Source organism: Pseudomonas sp. YNh (assembly GCF_037993085.1).
GTDB classification, from domain to species: domain Bacteria; phylum Pseudomonadota; class Gammaproteobacteria; order Pseudomonadales; family Pseudomonadaceae; genus Aquipseudomonas; species Aquipseudomonas putida.
Map to the genome: position 1 here is coordinate 73,885 of NZ_JBBMRJ010000001.1, position 18,545 is coordinate 92,429.

The window sequence follows — 18,545 nt, forward strand, 5'->3', positions numbered from 1 at the left end:
TTGTACCGGTCTTGAGGGCAGATACAACCTCTGAGGTAGAAAAAGTCATCATTTCTCAATGACTTGTCAGGCGCATGGGCGCTGAGCCGGCGCGCAAACCTGTGGGAGCGGGCGCGCCCGCGAAGAAGGCAGCGCCGTGGATGGCACCGGCTTTGCCGGTGATCGCCGGCAAGCCAGCTCCTACAGGGACCGTACAAGCTTCTGGTTCTTGGTATCGGGCCAGAATGTTGGGGCCGGGGATAGCGCAGGGCTTCAGATAGCAATGCCCTGTTTGGCCAGGAATGTGACAAAGGCATCTTCGTCCAGCACCTTCACGCCCAGCTCAGCGGCCTTGGCAAGCTTGGAGCCTGCCCCTGGCCCTGCCACCACGCAGTGGGTCTTGCCAGACACCGAACCGGCCACCTTGGCGCCCAGGTTTTCCAGCTTGTCCTTGGCGATGTCGCGGCTCATGCGCTCCAGCGTACCGGTCAGCACCCAAGTCTGGCCGGCCAGCGGCAAGCCCTCGGCTACCTTCTTCTCGCTGCTCCAATGCATGCCGAACGCCAGCAACTGGGCTTCGATATCCCGCGCCAGCTTCTGATTCGCTTCATCCTTGAAGAACTCACGCACGGCGTCAGCCTGCTTGGCCGCCAGGGCTTGGCGCAGGTCGATGCCGTCGGCGGCGATGATCTTGTCCAGGCTGTCCAGCTTGGCCACCAGCTTCTCGGCACCGGTCGGGCCGACCGAGGCGATGTCGAGCTTGGCGATCATCCCGGCCAAGGTGGTGCTGGCAGCAAATTCGGCAGCCAGTTCGCCTTCGTCCTGTAATTGCATGCCGCTGGCCAGAAGCTGTTCAATGACCTTCTGGTTATGCTCGTCTTCGAAGAAGTTGTGAATCTCGTAGGCCACTTCCAGGCCGATGTCCGGCAGGTAGGTAAGCACCTGCGGCAGCGCCTGCTGCACGCGCGCAAGGCTACCCAGCGAGCGGGCCAGTACCTTGGCGGTCTCTTCGCCTACGTCCGGAATGCCCAGGGCGTAGATGAAGCGCGCCAGGCTCGGGCGCTTGCTGGCTTCGATGGCGTCCAGCAGCTTCTTGCTGGACACCTCGGCAAAGCCTTCAAGGCCGACAATCTGCTCGAACTCCAGCTTGTACAGATCCGCCGGCGAGCGGATCAGGCCTTCGTCCACCAGCTGCTCGACGCTCTTCTCGCCCAGGCCGTCGATGTCCATGGCACGGCGCGACACGTAGTGAATGATCGCCTGCTTGAGCTGGGCGCCACAGGCCAGGCGACCGACACAGCGGTACACCGCACCTTCGCTGGTGGTTTCCTTGCCTTTGCTGCGCTTGACCAGCTGGGTACGCTCGACCTGCGAGCCACACACCGGGCACTCGCTGGGCACTGCTACCGGGCGGGCATCATCCGGGCGGCGCTCCAGCACCACCTGCATCACCTGGGGGATCACGTCACCGGCACGGCGGATGATCACCGTGTCACCAATGCGCAGGCCCAGGCGGGCGATTTCGTCCATGTTGTGCAACGTGGCGTTGGACACGGTCACACCGGCAACCTTGACCGGCTTCAGGCGCGCCACAGGCGTTACGGCACCTGTGCGGCCAACCTGGAACTCGACGTCCAGCACCTCGGTCAGCTCTTCCATGGCAGGGAACTTGTGGGCAATCGCCCAGCGTGGCTCGCGGGCACGGAAACCCAGCTCGCGTTGGGCCGCCAGGCTGTTGACCTTGAACACCACGCCGTCGATTTCGTAAGGCAGGCTGTTGCGCCGCTCGCCAATGTCGCGGTAGTAGGCCAGGCATTCATCAATGCCGGCAGCGTGCCTGAGCTCGCGACTGATCGGCAGGCCCCAGGCCTTGAGCTGCTCGAGGGTGCCGATGTGGCTGTCGCCGATGCTCTCGGACACCTGGCCAACGCCATAGCAGCAGAACTCCAGGGGGCGGCTGGCGGTAATCTTCGAGTCCAGCTGACGCAGGCTGCCGGCGGCGGCGTTGCGCGGGTTGGCGAAGGTCTTGCCGCCGGCTTCGGCCTGGGCCGCATTGAGCCGGTCGAAACCGGCCTTGCTCATGTACACCTCACCGCGCACCTCCAGCACTGCCGGCCAGCCCTTACCCTGCAACTTGAGCGGGATGTTGCGCACGGTGCGCACGTTGGCGCTGATATCCTCACCGGTGGTGCCGTCACCACGGGTGGCGCCCTGCACCAGCTGGCCGTCGCGGTACAGCAAGCTCACCGCCAGGCCGTCGAGCTTGGGCTCGCAGCTGTAGTCAACCGCCCCGGGCTGGTCGAGGCCTTCTACCACGCGGCGGCCGAACTCACGCAGGTCGGTTTCTTCGAAGGCGTTGCCCAGGCTGAGCATGGGCACTTCGTGGCGCACCTGGCTGAAGGCGGACAAGGCTTGGCCGCCGACGCGCTGGGTTGGCGAATCGGGGGTTACCAAGTGGGGGTTTTCAGCCTCAAGCGCCTTCAGTTCGTTGAACAGGCGGTCGTATTCGGCATCGGGCACGCTAGGTTCGTCGAGCACGTAGTAGCGGTAGTTGTGCTGGTCGAGTTCGGCACGCAGTTCGTGGATACGGGATTCGGCGGTCATTTTCAGGGTCTCTTGCAAAGCAAAAAGAGCAGCCTGGGGTGGTGTCTGGGGCCTGGATTGGTAATTGCCTGACCCGGCCCTTTCGCCGGCAAGCCAGCTCCCACAGCTACACCACGAGCCTGGAAGGCGGTGGTACTCCTGTGGGAGCTGGCTTGCCGGCGACAGGGCCGGGTCAGGCAGTAACTCCCGAACCGACCAGCACGCCCTCAGGCTGCTCTTTCGTCTGGATCTGTCAGCGCTTCTGGGTCAGCGCGCGGCGCTCGAACTCGACGATGCGTTGGCGGTAGTGCTCGATGGTCTGGGCCGTCAGCACGCTGCGCTGGTCGTCCTTGAGCTCGCCGTTGAGTTCGTGGGCCAGTTTGCGCGCCGCGGCGACCATCACGTCGAAGGCCTGCTTCGGATGACGCGGGCCCGGCAGGCCAAGGAAGAAGCTCACCGCACGGGTGCTGAAATGGTCGATGTCGTCCAGGTCGAACACGCCAGGTTTTACCGCGTTGGCCATGGAGAACAGCACTTCGCCGTGCCCGGCCATGCTTTCGTGGCGGTGGAAGATGTCCATTTCGCCGAAGCGCAGGCCGCTTTCCAGAATGTTCTGCAGCAGTGCCGGGCCTTTGAAGCCGCCTTCGTCACGGGAGATCACGCTGATCACCAGCACTTCCTCGGCCGGTGGCAGCTCCTTGAGGCTGGTGGCAGGCGCCGGGCTGCTGCTGCGGGTGTTGTCGGCGGCAAAGTCGTCATCGCTGTCGGCAAACAGGTCCGGCTCGCGCGTGTCGGCACTCAGGTTCAGGTCACCCTGCTGCACATCCGCCGCTGCGGTGGCGCGCTTGTTGCGCTTGCTGGCCTTGGCCGGCTTGGGCTCACGTTCGCGATCACGCGAAGAAGCGCTGAGCGACGGCAGATCGCTTTCGTCCAGCTCAGGCTCCTTGTGGGTGTCCAGCACACGCGACGGGCCGAGCACTTCGGCGCTGCCACCCTCTTCGTCCGGCTGGTTGGAATAACTGCGATCCAGACGGAATTTCAACTTGCCTTTCCCGCCGCGCATGCGGCGCCAGCCGTCGAAAAGAATCCCGGCAATGACAATGATGCCGATGACGATCAGCCACTCGCGCAGACCGATTTCCATGTAATCCCGTGCCTCTATAAAAATATGCTTGAAAACAAAGGGTTCAAAGCCCTTTAACACGTGGCGCCAACTCTATGTTCTGACAGGCGTTTTACCCACGCAAAAAACGAGTGACATTAAGCTAGCACGACCAAAGACAACTTTACACCGTCTGTCGCACATGACGGGGGCATTTCGCTCCAGAATGTGCCCCCATCGTCGCACATCAAGCGTCGACCATGGCCATGGCCGCCTCCACATCAACTGCAACAAGACGTGAACAACCTGGTTCATGCATGGTCACCCCCATCAATTGGTCCGCCATCTCCATGGCAATCTTGTTATGCGTGATGTAGATGAACTGCACGCTTTCACTCATTTCCTTGACCAGGCGCGCGTAACGCCCGACGTTGGCATCGTCCAGCGGTGCATCGACCTCGTCGAGCATGCAGAACGGTGCGGGGTTCAACTTGAAGATGGCAAACACCAGCGCCAAAGCGGTCAGTGCCTTCTCGCCACCGGACAGCAGATGGATGGTGCTGTTCTTCTTGCCCGGTGGTCGCGCCATGATCGTCACCCCTGTATCGAGTAGATCTTCGCCCGTCAGTTCCAGATAAGCGCTGCCACCACCGAAAACTTTTGGGAAAAGTGCCTGTAATCCGGCATTTATCTGATCAAAGGTATCCTTGAAGCGGTTGCGCGTTTCCTTGTCGATCTTGCGGATGACGTTTTCCAGGGTCTCCAGGGCTTCGACCAGGTCGGCGTCCTGCGCGTCCAGGTAGCGCTTGCGCTCGGACTGCTGTTCATATTCCTCGATGGCGGCCAGGTTGATCGCGCCCAGGCGCTGGATGCGTGCTTCGAGCTGCTCCAGTTCCTGTTCGGTGCCCTGCTCGCTGGCCTCGGCCTCCAGGGTGGCGAGCACGCCTTGCAGGTCGTAGCCATCGGCCAGCAACTGCTCCTGCAGGGTCTTGCGTCGTACATCCAGGCCCTGGCACTCCAGGCGCAGTGTTTCCAGCTGGCCGCGCAGCAGTTGGGCTTGCTGCTCGGCCTGGGTGCGGCGTTTTTCGGCATCACGCAGTTCGCGGTCGGCTTCGTCCATGTGCAGCCGGGCCTTGCGCATTTCCTCGTCAACGCTCATGCGCCGCTCCAGCAGCTCTTCGAGCTTCAGGCGCAGTTCTTCCTGGGGTGCCTCGCCCTCTTCCAGGTTCAGGCTCAGTTGCTCCTGGCGCTCGGTAAGGCGCGCAGCCTGCTGCTCCAGGCGCTCCAGAGCCTGACGGGTGGAGTCGTGCTGGGCACGCAACGAGCCTAGGCGCACGGCCAACTGGTGGGCGTGGTCCTTGTGCTGGCGAGCCTCCTGGCGCACCCGGTCGAGGCCTTCGCGCAGGGTGTCGCGGCGGGCCATCAACTGCTCACGCTGCTCGGTGTCCTGGGCCATCAGTTCCAGGGCCTCCTGCAGCAGCAAGCGGGCTTCGCCCAGCTGCTCGTGCTCGAGGGCGCGCTGCTCTTCCAGCTCGGCCAGTTCTTCAAGCAGGCGCCGACGGCGCAATTCGACCTGCTCGGCTCGGGCACGGCTGGCTGACAGGCTGGCGTTCAGCTCGCCATGCAGACGGTTTTCTTCCTGGGTGCGGCGGCGCAGCTGTTCGCGCTGCTCTTCCTGGTCCAGCTGCTGCTCGCGCAGGGCCTGCAGCTGTTGCTCCAACCGCTCCAGTGCCGCTTCCTGCTCATGTTGCTCCAGGCCCAGGCGCTCGATCTCCTGGCCGCGCGCCAGCACGCCGCCTTCAGCTTCACCCCCACGGCGCACCCGCAGGAAATGCCGGCCAACCCAGTAGCCATCGCGGCTGACCAGGCTCTGCCCTTCGCCAAGCGACGCGCGCTGCTCCAGTGCCTGGGCCAGGTCTTCCACAAGTTTGACCTGGCCCAGCCAGGGCGCCAGGTCGATACGGCCCTCGACCTTTTCCAGCAGGCTGCCGGGCAACGACGCACACTTGCCGCTGGCCTGCAGCAAGCGCAGTTCGCCTTGCTCAAGGCCTGTGAAATCGAGCGTAGCGAAATCATCCACCAGCACGGCCTGCAGATCGGCGCCAAGCACCGTTTCTACTGCCAACTCCCAACCCGGCTCTACCCGCAAGCCTTCAGCCAGACGTGGCTGTTGTTCCAGGCCTTGGCCTTGCAGCCAGTCTGCAGCACCTGCGCCCGGTTCCAGGGCGGCCTGCTGCAAGGCTTCGAGCGAGGCCAGTCGACCACCCAGGCGCTGCAGGTCGCCCTGCGCCTGCTGCTGGGCCTGGGTGGCCTGTTGCAGTTGCTCGCGCGCGCCTTCCAGGCGCTCCACTACCTGCTCTTCGGACAGCTGCAGTTCTTCCAGCAGCATTTCACTGCTGGCCAGTTGCTCGGCCAATTCGAGCATGGCCGCGTCCTGCGGGTCGCTACCCAGCTGCTCGCGCTCCTCCCCCAGCTTGCGCTGGCGCTCGGCCAAACGCTCCAGGCTGGCTTCCAGCTGTTGCAGGCGCGCCTGCTGTACTTCGGCCTGGCGGCGTGGCTCGGCGGAGCGGCTGTTGAAGCTGTCCCACTGCTCCTGCCAGCCGTGCATGCCCGACTCGGCTTCTTCAAGGGCCGCAGCGGCCTCTTCAGCGGCAGCCAGGGTCATTTCCTGCTCAGGTTCGAGCATGGCCAGCTCTTCGCCCAGGGTGGCCAGCAAGGTGCGGTCGTGGCCCAGGTGCGATTCGGTCTCCAGGCGCGTGCGCTCGGCTTCCTTGAAGTCGTCCTGCAACTGGCGCAGGCGCTGCTGGCCGTGCTGGATACTCTGTTCGACCCGGGCAATGTCACCGGCTACCGAGTAGAAGCGGCCCTGCACCTGGTTGAAGCGTTCGGACAATTCATGGTGGCCATCGCGCAGGCGCTCGATGCTGGCATCGGCGTTGCGCTGCTCGGCCACCAACGCCTCATGAGAGACATCCTGGTCGCCAATCACCGACTCGCGCTGGCGAACCTGCTCGTCCAGGCCGCGCCAGCGCAAGGCCGACAGGCGTGCCTTCGACTGGCGCTCCTGGGCCTTGTACTCGCGGTACTTCTCCGCCGCCTGGGCCTGGCGGTGCAGGCGCTCCAGCTGGCGCTCAAGCTCTTCGCGCAGGTCGGTCAGGCGTGCCAGGTTTTCCTGGGTGCGGCGGATGCGGTTCTCGGTTTCACGGCGGCGCTCCTTGTACTTGGAGATGCCGGCGGCTTCCTCGATAAAGTTGCGCAGCTCCTCGGGCTTGGCCTCGATCAGCTTGGAGATCATCCCCTGCTCGATGATCGAATAGCTGCGCGGCCCCAGGCCGGTACCGAGGAAAATATCGGTGATGTCGCGTCGACGGCATTTGGTGCCGTTGAGGTAATAGCTGTTCTGCCCGTCGCGGGTGACCTTGCGGCGGATCGAAATTTCGGCGTAAGCGGCGTACTCGCCTACCAGGGTGGTTTCGCTGTTGTCGAACACCAGCTCGATGCTGGCCTGGCTGACCGGCTTGCGGCCGCTGGAGCCGTTGAAGATGACGTCGGTCATCGACTCGCCGCGCAGGTTTTTTGCCGAGCTCTCGCCCATCACCCAGCGCACCGCGTCGATGATGTTGGACTTGCCGCAGCCATTGGGGCCGACCACGGCCGCCATGTTGCTGGGGAAATTGACCGTGGTCGGGTCGACGAACGACTTGAAGCCGGCCAGGCGAATGCACTTCAGGCGCATCGGTCAGCCTCGGGCCAGCGCCGCCAGCACCAGTTCGCAGCTGCGCTGGCCATAGGCGGTAAGCACCTCGCGAATGCGCGGCAGGTCGCGTGCGACAACGGCGTCGAGCAGGCGGGCGAACAGGTCGAGGTAGTCGATCATGTTGGCCTGGCGCTGATCCAGCGACAGGTAGTAGGCACGGCTCATGGCCGGCTGCAGGTTTTCCACGGTTTCCTGCAGGAACGGGTTGTCGGCGAACGGATAGGCTGCGCGCATCACCGCGAAGCTATCGGCGACAAACGTCTTGATGTCGAGCTGGTCATGGGCACGCTGCAGGCGCTGCTGAATATCCAGAAACGGGCGCAGGTCGGCATCAGTGCGCCATTTTTGCGCAACCGCATTGCCCAGCAGGATGTAGAACTCGCCCATCAAGGAACACAGGCTGCGCACGCTGCGCTCGTCCAGCACGGTCACGTGGGCACCCCGACGCGGCAAGATCGCCACCAGGTGCCGGCGCTCGAGGATCAACAACGCTTCGCGCACCGAGCCACGGCTGACGTTGAGGGCCAGGGTCACCTTCTGCTCCTGGATACGCTCGCCTGGCGCCAGCTCGCCGCGGATGATGCGTTCGGCCAGGTAATCGGCAATCTGCTCGGAGAGGCTGTCCGGGGCCTTGAACGTCATGGTTTTCCTTCAAAATCATTGAACTGGGCACAAGGGGCGGATTGTAGCGTACTTGGGCGGTAATCGCGCAGAGGGGCCAAGCGGTTTATTTGACCTGCCAGACAGCCGCGCGCCCGGCGCGATCTATGCTTGCTATAGAGGCAATGTGTTCGGCCGGGCGTTGATCCGAGCAATTTCCTGACCTTCGAGTCAGAAAAATATTGACCTGATAGACAGGTGTTGCTTAGAGTCCGCCCAACAACAATAAAACCATTGCGAGGCCATCCCCGTGATCCAGTTTCTCGTCAACCAGGAGCTGCGTAGTGAGCACGCCCTGGACCCGAACATGACGGTGCTGCAGTACCTGCGCGAGCACTTGGGCAAACCCGGCACCAAGGAGGGCTGCGCCAGTGGTGACTGCGGCGCCTGCACCGTGGTCGTCGGCGAATTGACCCAGGACGAACAAGGCAACGACAGCCTGCGCTACCGCAGCCTCAACTCGTGCCTCACCTTTGTCTCGTCGCTGCACGGCAAGCAACTGATCAGCGTCGAAGGTCTCAAGCATCAGGGCCAATTGCACAGCGTGCAACAGGCCATGGCCGATTGCCATGGCTCGCAATGCGGCTTCTGCACCCCAGGCTTTGTCATGTCGCTGTTCGCCCTGCAAAAGAACAGCAGCGGCCCCGACCTGCACCAGGCCCAGGAAGCCCTGGCCGGCAACCTGTGCCGCTGCACCGGCTACCGCCCGATCCTCGACGCCGCCGAGCAGAGCTGCCGCCAGCCCTGCCGCGACCAGTTCGATGCCCAGCAGGCGCACACCATCAGCCGCCTCAAGGCCATTACGCCGACCCAGACGGGAGAGCTGAACAGCGGCGACAAGCGGTGCCTGGTGCCGCTGACCGTGGCCGACCTGGCCGACCTGTACAGCTCACACCCCGAAGCCCGCCTGCTGGCCGGCGGTACCGACCTGGCCCTGGAAGTGACCCAGTTCCACAAGACCTTGCCGGTGATGATTTATGTCGGCCACGTGGCCGAGCTCAAGCGCATCGAAAAAACCGCCAGCCACCTGGAAATCGGCGCGGCCACCCCGCTTACCGACTGCTACGGCGCACTCCACGAGGAGTACCCGGACTTCGGCGACCTGCTGCACCGCTTCGCCTCGCTGCAGATTCGCAACCAGGGCACCCTGGGCGGCAATATCGGCAACGCCTCGCCCATCGGCGACTCGCCTCCCCTGCTGATTGCCCTGGACGCGCAGATCGTCCTGCGCCAAGGCGAGCGCCAGCGCACCATGGCACTGGAAGACTACTTCATCGACTACCGCATCACTGCCCGCCAGGACAGCGAGTTCATCGAGAAGATCATCGTGCCTCGCGCCACCAGCGACTGGGCGTTCCGCGCCTACAAAGTGTCCAAGCGCCTGGACGACGACATTTCTGCCGTGTGCGCGGCCTTCAACCTGAGCATCGAAAACGGCGTGGTCAGTGGTGTGCGCATCGCCTTCGGCGGCATGGCGGCCATCCCTAAAAGGGCCCGTGCATGCGAAGCCGCATTGCGCGGCAAGCCATGGAACCAGGCCGCCATCGAACGTGCCTGCCAGGCCCTGGCCGATGACTTCACCCCGCTCAGCGACTTCCGCGCCAGCAAGGAATACCGCCTGCTCACCGCGCAGAACCTGCTGCGCAAGTACTTCATCGAACAGCAAACGCCGCACATCGAAACCCGGGTGACCGCATATGTCTAACCATCACGTAGCCAAGAGCCAGGCCGAGATGGCCGAGCTGTTCAGCCAGGACCTGACCACCGGGGTGGGCCGCAGCGTCAAGCACGACAGCGCCGACAAGCATGTATCCGGCGAGGCGCTGTACATCGACGACCGCCTGGAATTCCCCAACCAGCTGCACGTCTATGCGCGCACCGCCGACCGCGCCCATGCGCGCATCCTGCGCATCGACACCACGCCGTGCTATGCCTTCGAGGGTGTGCGTATTGCCATCACCCACGAAGACATTCCCGGCCTGAAAGACATCGGCCCGGTGGTGGCCGGCGACCCGCTGCTGGCCATCGACAAGGTCGAGTTCTTCGGCCAGCCGGTGCTTGCCGTGGCCGCCCGTGACCTTGAAACCGCACGCCGTGCGGCCATGGCCGCCATCGTCGAATACGAAGACCTTGAACCGGTGCTGGATGTGGTCGATGCGCTGCGCAAAAAGCACTTCGTACTCGACAGCCACACCCACCAGCGCGGCGACTCCGCTGCCGCCCTGGCCACAGCCCCGCACCGCATTCAGGGCACCCTGCACATCGGCGGCCAGGAACACTTCTACCTGGAAACGCAGATTTCCTCGGTGATGCCTACCGAAGACGGCGGCATGATCGTCTACTGCTCCACGCAGAACCCCACCGAGGTGCAGAAACTGGTCGCCGAAGTGCTCGACGTGCCGATGAACAAGGTGGTGCTGGACATGCGCCGCATGGGTGGCGGTTTTGGCGGCAAGGAAACCCAGGCCGCCAGCCCGGCGTGCCTGTGCGCGGTAATTGCGCGCCTGACCGGCCAGCCCACCAAGATGCGCCTGCCGCGGGTCGAAGACATGACCATGACCGGCAAGCGCCACCCGTTCTACGTCGAGTACGACGTGGGCTTTGACGACACCGGCCGGCTGCACGGTATCAACTTCGACCTGGCCGGCAACTGCGGGTACTCGCCCGACCTGTCGGGCTCGATCGTCGACCGCGCCATGTTCCACTCCGACAACGCCTACTACCTGGGCGATGCCACCGTGCATGGCCACCGCTGCAAGACCAACACCGCCTCCAACACCGCCTACCGCGGCTTTGGCGGCCCGCAGGGCATGGTCGCCATCGAGCAGGTCATGGACCATATCGCCCGCCACCTGGGCCGTGACCCGCTGGCGGTGCGCAAGGCCAACTACTACGGCAAGACCGAGCGTAACGTCACCCACTACTACCAGACCGTCGAGCACAACATGCTCGAAGAGATGACCGCCGACCTGGAAGCCAGCAGCGACTACGCCGAGCGCCGCGAGTCGATCCGCCGCTTCAACGCCAACAGCCCGGTGCTGAAGAAGGGCCTGGCGCTGACGCCGGTCAAGTTCGGCATTTCGTTCACCGCCACCTTCCTCAACCAGGCCGGTGCGCTGATCCACATCTACACCGATGGCAGCATTCACCTGAACCACGGCGGCACCGAGATGGGCCAGGGCCTGAACACCAAGGTGGCCCAGGTAGTGGCGCAGATCTTCCAGGTGGACTTCAGCCGCATACAGATCACCGCCACCAACACCGACAAGGTGCCCAACACCTCGCCGACCGCAGCCTCCAGTGGCGCCGACCTGAATGGCAAGGCAGCGCAGAACGCTGCCGAAATCCTCAAGCGGCGCCTGACCGAGTTTGCCGCACGGCACTATCAGGTGACCGAGGAAGACGTCGAGTTCCGCAACGGCCATGTGCGCATGCGCGACCAGATCGTCAGCTTCGAGCAACTGGTGCAGCAGGCTTACTTCGCGCAGGTGTCGCTGTCCAGCACCGGGTTCTATCGCACGCCGAAAATCTTCTACGACCGCAGCCAGGCACGCGGCCGGCCATTCTACTACTACGCCTTCGGCGCTGCCTGCGTGGAAGTGATCGTGGATACCCTGACCGGCGAATACAAGATGCTGCGTGCCGACATCCTGCACGACGTGGGTGACTCGCTTAACCCGGCCATCGACATTGGCCAGGTGGAAGGCGGCTTCATCCAGGGCATGGGCTGGCTGACCACCGAAGAACTGGTATGGAACGCCAAGGGCAAACTGATGACCAACGGCCCGGCCAGCTACAAGATCCCGGCCGTCGCCGACATGCCGCTGGACCTGCGGGTGAAGCTGGTGGAAAACCGCAAGAACCCGGAAGACACCGTGTTCCATTCCAAGGCCGTGGGCGAGCCACCGTTCATGCTCGGCATTGCGGCCTGGTGTGCGATCAAGGATGCCGTGGCAAGCCTGGCCGACTACCGCGTGCAGCCGAACATTGACGCGCCGGCGACACCGGAGCGGGTGCTGTGGGGTTGTGAGCAGATGCGCAAGGCGGTGGCTGCAGCGCAACTTGAAGCCCCAGAGTTGGAAACTGTGACTCAGTAACGCCGCGGTCCATGTAGGAGCGGCCTTGTGCCGCGAAAGGGGCGCGCAGCGGCCCCAGGATCTGCACAGGAATGAAGATTTTTGGGGCTGCCATGCAGCCCTTTCGCGGCACAAGGCCGCTCCTACACAAAGCCGACCGCGTTGCACTGAAGAGGAACTGCATCATGCACCAATGGATCAACGCCCTCGCCGACCACCAGTCCCGTGGCGAAGCCTGCGTGCTGGTGACCATCATCGAGGAGCGCGGCTCGACCCCGCGCAACGCAGGCTCGAAGATGGTGGTCAGCGCCAGTGGCCTGTTCGACACCATCGGCGGCGGCCACCTGGAATACAAGGCCCTGCACATCGCCCGGCAAATGCTCGAAGAGCAGCGCACCACCCCACACCTGGAGCGCTTCAGCCTTGGCGCCAGCCTGGGCCAGTGCTGCGGCGGCGTCACCGTGCTGCTGTTCGAGCCCATGGCCGCCGTGCAGGCGCAGATCGCCGTGTTCGGCGCGGGCCATGTCGGCCGGGCTCTGGTACCCTTGCTCGCCGCGCTGCCCTGCCGGGTGCGCTGGATCGATTCGCGCGAACAGGAATTTCCCGAGCTCATCCCCAACGGGGTGACCAAGGTCGTCAGTGAGGAACCGGTCGACGAAGTCGCAGACCTGCCACCAGGCTGCTACTGCATCGTCATGACCCACAACCACCAGCTCGACCTGGAGCTGACCGCCGCCATTCTCAAGCGCAACGACTTCACCTGGTTCGGCCTGATCGGCTCGAAGACCAAACGGGTCAAGTTCGAGCACCGCCTGCGCGAGCGCGGCTACGACGAGGCCGTGCTGGCGCGCATGCGCTGTCCGATGGGCCTGCCCGAGGTAAAGGGCAAGCTGCCCATCGAAATCGCCGTGTCCATCGCCGGCGAAATCATCGCCACCTACAACGCCTGCTTCGGCCAGCACGACGCTGCTGCCAATGCCGGCCCCATTGCCCAGTTGCTGCCGCCCTCCCGGCGCAGCCAAGCTATTTGACGAGTGTGTTATGACCGTTACCCGTAAAGCCTACCGTGCCGCCATCCTGCACAGCATCGCCGACCCGGCCGAGGTGGGCCTGGAGGCTTCCCATGAGTATTTCGAAGACGGCCTGCTGGTGGTCGACGATGGCCGCATCAGCGCCATTGGCCACGCCAGCGAACTGCTGCCGACCCTGGACGCAGGCATCCCGGTGGAGCACTACCAGGACGCGCTGATCACCCCGGGTTTTATCGACACCCACATCCATTTCCCGCAAACCGGCATGATCGGCTCTTACGGCGAGCAACTGCTGGACTGGCTGAACACTTACACCTTCCCCTGCGAAAAGCAGTTCGCCGACAAAGCGCACGCCGACCAGGTGGCGAAAATCTTCCTCAAGGAACTGCTGCGCAACGGCACCACCACCGCGCTGGTATTCGGTAGCGTGCACCCGGAATCGGTCAACGCCCTGTTCGAAGAGGCCGAGCGCCTGGACCTGCGTCTGATCGCCGGCAAGGTGATGATGGACCGCAACGCCCCGGACTACCTGACCGACACCGCCGAATCCGGCTATGCCGAGAGCAAGGCGCTGATCGAGCGCTGGCACGGCAAGGGCCGCCTGCATTACGCAGTTACCCCGCGCTTCGCCCCGACCAGCACACCCGAACAGCTGACCCTGGCCGGCCAGTTGCTCAAGGAACACCCGGGCGTGTACATGCACACGCACCTGTCGGAAAACCTCAAGGAAATCGACTGGGTCAAGTCGCTGTTCCCTGAGCAGAAGGGTTACCTGGACGTGTACGACCACTTCGAGCTGTTGGGCGAGCGCTCGGTGTTTGCGCACGGCGTGCACCTGTGCGACGACGAATGCCAGCGCCTGGCCGAAACCGGCTCGGCCGTGGCCTTCTGCCCCACCTCCAACCTGTTCCTCGGCAGCGGCCTGTTCAACCTGCCCCAGGCTGAGCGCTTCAAGGTCAACGTGGGCCTGGGTACCGACGTCGGCGCCGGCACCAGCTTCTCGCTGCTCAACACCCTGAACGAAGCGTACAAGGTGATGCAGCTGCAAGGCGCGCGCCTGCACCCGTACAAGTCGCTGTACCTGGCCACCCTCGGCGGCGCCCGCGCCCTGCACCTGGACGACCGCATCGGCAGCCTGCGCCCGGGCAACGATGCCGACTTCGTGGTGCTGGACTACAAGGCCACGCCGCTGCTGGACTACCGCATTCAGCAGTCCAACAGCATCGAAGAGACCCTGTTTGTGCTCACCACCCTGGGCGACGACCGCACTGTGCGTGAAACCTACGCTGCAGGGCGTTGCGTGCACCAGCGCTAAGGCTCTTTTGCCAGGCCCCGGTAAAGCGCGCCGCCGATTGCAGCACCGATCAGCGGCGCCACCCAGAACAGCCACAACTGTTGCAGGGCCCAGCCACCCACGAACAAGGCCGGCCCCGTGCTACGCGCGGGGTTGACCGAGGTGTTGGTGATCGGGATCGATATCAGGTGGATCAGCGTCAGGGCCAGGCCGATGGCTATGGGCGCAAAACCTGCCGGCGCCCGGGAGTCGGTCGCACCCATGATCACCACCAGGAACATCGCCGTCATCACCACTTCACTGATGAAACCCGCACCCAGCGTATAACCACCGGGCGAGTGGTCGGCATAGCCGTTTGAAGCCAATCCCGACGACAACTCGAAACCGGCCTTGCCGCTGGCGATGAGGTAGATCACCCCGGCCGCCAGGATGGCGCCAATCACTTGCGCGATCACGTAGGGCAGCAGCTCTTTGGCAGGAAAGCGCCCCCCCACCACCAGCCCCAGCGACACGGCAGGGTTGAGGTGGCAGCCAGAGATATGGCCGATGGCGAAGGCCATGGTCAGCACTGTGAGGCCGAAGGCGAAGGCAACACCGAGAACGCCGATACCGAGAGGCGAACTGGCAGCGAGGACCGCACTGCCACAGCCACCAAGGACCAGCCAGAAGGTGCCGATAAGTTCGGCGCCCATGCGTTTACCGAGGGACATGCTCATGAATCCATTCCTCAAGAAGTTGAACGCAACGAATGCGCAAGCCCAACTGCTTGATGAAGGTTTGCTCACAAGAATTTAGCAGACGTTTGGCTTATGGCCAGAAATGACTGGGGGCCGCTTCGCGCCCATTCGCAGCACAAGGCTGCTCCTACAGGGATCGCGTAACGCCTGTAGGAGCAGCCTCGTGCTGCGAATGGGCTGCAAAGCAGCCCCCTTCACTCACCTTGGCAAACGATCAACCCTTGGCAGAAACCTTGGGCTTTTTCAGCAAATGCGAGAACACCGCATGCAGATCGTCCGAGGCGCTCTCCTCGTCCAGGTTCAGCTTGCTGTCGATGTGGTCCATGTGGTGCATCATCAGGCTCACGGCCTGCTCGGCATCACGCGCCTCGATGGCATCGATCAGCTGCATGTGCTCGTCATACGAGCAATGCGAGCGGTTGCCGCTTTCGTACTGGGCAATGATCAGCGAAGTCTGCGACACCAGGCTGCGCTGGAAGCTCACCAGCGGCGCATTGCCCGCAGCTTCCGCCAGCTTGAGGTGGAACTCGCCGGAAAGACGGATGCCGGCACCGCGATCACCGCGAGAGAAGCTGTCGCGCTCTTCGCGCACCATCTGCCGCAGTTCGTTGAGCTGATCCAGGGTGGCGTGCTGCACGGCCAGTTCGGTAATGGCCCGCTCCACCATACGCCGCGAGAAAAACACCTGGCGCGCCTCTTCTACCGTGGGGCTGGCCACCACTGCACCGCGGTTCGGCCGCAGCAGCACCACGCTTTCGTGGGCCAGGCGCGACAGGGCGCGGCGGATGATGGTGCGGCTGACGCCGAAGATTTCGCCCAGCGCTTCCTCGCTCAACTTGGTGCCCGGCGCCAGGCGCTGCTCGAGGATCGCCTCGAAAATGTGCGCGTAGACGATGTCGTCCTGGGTACCACTGCGGCCGGCCTTGCCGACACGTGCAGGTTTCTTCAGAGGTTGCAGCTGTTCGTTCATGGGCTCTCGAGGCACGAAGAGAAAGTATGGCGCCATTGTACACAGGCTGAGGCGATTCCGCAGGGGGCGTTTTACCTATATAGCCGTTGTACGACGCATTGCGCACACAAAACATAAAACATTATTTGCATTCTTTGTACACAAAAGCATAATCCACCGAGCAACTTCTTGACCCATGAGTCAACAAAACGGTCAGACGTCTGCCTTCCCTCGCGGAGCCGCCAAGTGCATTGCGCAGGAAACTGGCTCCATAACAACAAGAAAGACTTGAGGAGTACTCGCTGTGGAAAGCCGCAAATCCGAAGCCCCTACGCTGGATCTCGCCCCACCGCTCGAAACAAGCTGGCTGGAGCGGATTTTCAAACTCAAGCAACATGGCAGCACCGTCAAAACCGAAATGATCGCCGGGGTGACCACCTTCATCACCATGGCCTACATCATCTTCGTCAACCCCAACATCATGGCCGACGCCGGCATCGACCATGGTGCCGCTTTCGTCGCCACCTGCATCGCCGCCGCGCTGGGCTGCCTGCTGATGGGCCTGTACGCCAACTGGCCAGTGGGCCTGGCGCCGGGCATGGGGCTTAACGCCTTCTTCACCTACACCGTGGTCGGCACCATGGGCTACAACTGGGAAACGGCACTGGGGGCGGTGTTCGTCTCGGGCGTGCTGTTCATGTTCCTGACCTTGTCGAAAGTGCGCGAATGGTTGCTCAACAGCATCCCGGTCAGCCTGCGCCATGCCATGGGGGCCGGCGTCGGATTGTTTCTCGGGCTGATCGGCCTGAAAACGGCAGGCATCATCGTCGACAGCCCCGCCACCCTGATCAAGCTGGGCTCGCTGCATGAGCCGGGGCCGCTGCTGGCGGCAATCTGCTTCCTGCTGATCGCCATCCTCAGCTACAAGCGGGTGTTCGGCGCGATCCTCATCAGCATCATTGGCGTCACCCTGGCAGGCTGGGGCCTGGGCCTGGTCAAGTTTGGCGGGGTGATGTCGATGCCGCCAAGCCTGGCACCGACCTGGATGGCCATGGACGTGGCCGGCGTGTTCAACGTCAGCATGATCAGCGTGGTGCTGGCGTTCCTGTTCGTACACATGTTCGACACCGCCGGCACGCTGATGGGGGTTGCCCAGCGAGCGAACCTGGTAGCGCCGGACGGGCGTATCGAAGGCCTTTCACGCGCCTTGAAGGCCGACAGTGTTTCCAGCGTGTTCGGTGCTGTGGTCGGCGTGCCTCCAGTGACCAGTTATGTGGAGAGTGCCGCCGGTGTAGCCGCAGGTGGTCGTACCGGCCTGACTGCGGTGGTGGTTGGCCTGCTGTTCATCGCCGCGATGTTCTTCGCCCCACTGGCCGGGATGATTCCCGCCTACGCAACGGCGGGTGCGTTGATCTACGTGGCAATGCTGATGATGGGCAGCATGGCGCACATCCATTGGGACGAAGCCACCGACAGCATTCCGGCGATCGTCACGGTCATCCTGATGCCGCTGACCTTCTCCGTTGCCGATGGTATCGCGCTGGGTTTCATCACCTACGTCGCGTTGAAGGCAGGCACCGGCAAGTACAAGCAAATCTCGGCCAGCCTGTGGGTGCTGTGCGCCATCTTCATTGCCAAGTTCGTGTTCCTCTAAGCACCGGTAGCCTGGCTATAGAGTTTTGGTGTCTTCGAAATCGAGCGCCGCGCGAGCGGCGCTCGATTTCATTCCGGCTATAAAACCCACGCCGAACACCCCGCATCACCCACCACTTTCCTGCAGACGAAAAAAAGCCCGCCAGTGTGAGAGCGGGCCAAAGGACCTACGAAGATTCTTCTAGCGACCAACTAGCTTCCACGATAGGTCGAATAGCTGTACGGCGAGATCAGCAGCGGCACGTGGTAGTGCTCCTGCGACTCATCGATGCCAAAGCGCAGCACAACAACATCCAGAAACGCCTGGGCCGGCAACTGCACGCCACGGGCGCGGTAGTAATCGCCAGCGCTGAACTGCAACTGGTAAACACCGGTGCGGTAGTCGTCACCCTGCAGCAGCGGCGCGTCGACGCGGCCATCGCTGTTGGTCAGGGCGGTGTTCACCAGCTCCAGTTGCTGGCCTTCGACGCGGTACAGCTCGACCTTGATCGAGCTGCCCGGGCAGCCATGCGCGGCATCCAGTACGTGTGTGGTCAAACGTCCCATTGCGTGTCGCCTCTTGTTCAATCTGTGGGCAAAAAATACTCAGCCATCGCACCAGCATAGCGCCTGCGGTAGGCGGGAATGACGCCATTAAGACATTCCATCGCCAGATTGTACACAATTTTTTAAACCCATCTGTCGCACCCGGCATTTCCTGCCCATAAACGACCCATCGGTCGCA

Annotated in this window: 12 protein-coding genes; 5 read left to right on the forward strand and 7 right to left on the reverse strand. The window is 63.2% G+C overall.

Going from position 1 to position 18,545, the window contains the following annotated elements:
• Window positions 1-252 precede the first annotated feature (252 nt).
• The 4 genes from ligA to WF331_RS00320 all read right to left on the reverse strand — a co-directional run bounded on the left by ligA (window position 253) and on the right by WF331_RS00320 (window position 8,063).
• Window positions 253-2,583: an NAD-dependent DNA ligase LigA gene (gene ligA, locus WF331_RS00305; RefSeq protein WP_340622555.1), complete on the reverse strand. Its 2,331-nt coding sequence runs from the start codon at window positions 2,581-2,583 to the stop codon at window positions 253-255.
• Between the two features lie 232 nt (window positions 2,584-2,815).
• On the reverse strand, window positions 2,816-3,706 hold the full coding sequence (gene zipA, locus WF331_RS00310; protein WP_049272885.1) for a cell division protein ZipA: 891 nt from the start codon (window positions 3,704-3,706) through the stop codon (window positions 2,816-2,818).
• Between the two features lie 205 nt (window positions 3,707-3,911).
• The gene (gene smc, locus WF331_RS00315; RefSeq protein ID WP_284359567.1) at window positions 3,912-7,400 is read right to left on the reverse strand and encodes a chromosome segregation protein SMC; all 3,489 of its coding nucleotides are present in this window, start codon (window positions 7,398-7,400) and stop codon (window positions 3,912-3,914) included.
• A 3-nt stretch (window positions 7,401-7,403) separates the two neighbouring features.
• Window positions 7,404-8,063, reverse strand: a complete 660-nt coding sequence (locus WF331_RS00320) for a GntR family transcriptional regulator (RefSeq protein WP_016498621.1) — start codon at window positions 8,061-8,063, stop codon at window positions 7,404-7,406.
• 268 nt (window positions 8,064-8,331) lie between these two features.
• Between WF331_RS00320 and xdhA the strand changes: the two genes are divergently transcribed.
• The 4 genes from xdhA to guaD all read left to right on the forward strand — a co-directional run bounded on the left by xdhA (window position 8,332) and on the right by guaD (window position 14,503).
• Window positions 8,332-9,786: a xanthine dehydrogenase small subunit gene (gene xdhA, locus WF331_RS00325; protein WP_340622556.1), complete on the forward strand. Its 1,455-nt coding sequence runs from the start codon at window positions 8,332-8,334 to the stop codon at window positions 9,784-9,786.
• A complete protein-coding gene (gene xdhB / locus WF331_RS00330; protein WP_284359570.1) occupies window positions 9,779-12,178 on the forward strand; it encodes a xanthine dehydrogenase molybdopterin binding subunit in 2,400 nt (799 codons plus the stop codon). Before xdhA ends, xdhB begins: the two co-directional genes overlap by 8 nt.
• Before the next feature lie 164 nt (window positions 12,179-12,342).
• The gene (gene xdhC, locus WF331_RS00335; protein ID WP_016498618.1) at window positions 12,343-13,188 is read left to right on the forward strand and encodes a xanthine dehydrogenase accessory protein XdhC; all 846 of its coding nucleotides are present in this window, start codon (window positions 12,343-12,345) and stop codon (window positions 13,186-13,188) included.
• 10 nt (window positions 13,189-13,198) lie between these two features.
• Entirely contained in the window at window positions 13,199-14,503 is a 1,305-nt protein-coding gene (gene guaD, locus WF331_RS00340; RefSeq protein ID WP_284359573.1) for a guanine deaminase, read from the forward strand.
• Here the strand turns inward: guaD and aqpZ are convergent.
• Window positions 14,500-15,198: an aquaporin Z gene (aqpZ, locus tag WF331_RS00345; protein WP_016498616.1), complete on the reverse strand. Its 699-nt coding sequence runs from the start codon at window positions 15,196-15,198 to the stop codon at window positions 14,500-14,502. The genes guaD and aqpZ overlap by 4 nt on opposite strands.
• A 235-nt stretch (window positions 15,199-15,433) precedes the next feature.
• Complete coding sequence (locus WF331_RS00350) at window positions 15,434-16,189, reverse strand: GntR family transcriptional regulator (RefSeq protein ID WP_012273431.1); 756 nt, start codon at window positions 16,187-16,189, stop codon at window positions 15,434-15,436.
• A 283-nt stretch (window positions 16,190-16,472) separates the two neighbouring features.
• Here WF331_RS00350 and WF331_RS00355 point away from each other — a divergent pair, with 283 nt between their 5' ends.
• Window positions 16,473-17,822, forward strand: coding sequence for an NCS2 family permease (locus WF331_RS00355; protein WP_445324367.1), 1,350 nt, complete (start codon window positions 16,473-16,475; stop codon window positions 17,820-17,822).
• A gap of 191 nt (window positions 17,823-18,013) precedes the next feature.
• Here the strand turns inward: WF331_RS00355 and uraH are convergent, their stop codons facing one another.
• Window positions 18,014-18,367: a hydroxyisourate hydrolase gene (gene uraH / locus WF331_RS00360; protein WP_003254328.1), complete on the reverse strand. Its 354-nt coding sequence runs from the start codon at window positions 18,365-18,367 to the stop codon at window positions 18,014-18,016.
• Between the last annotated feature and the right edge of the window lie 178 nt (window positions 18,368-18,545).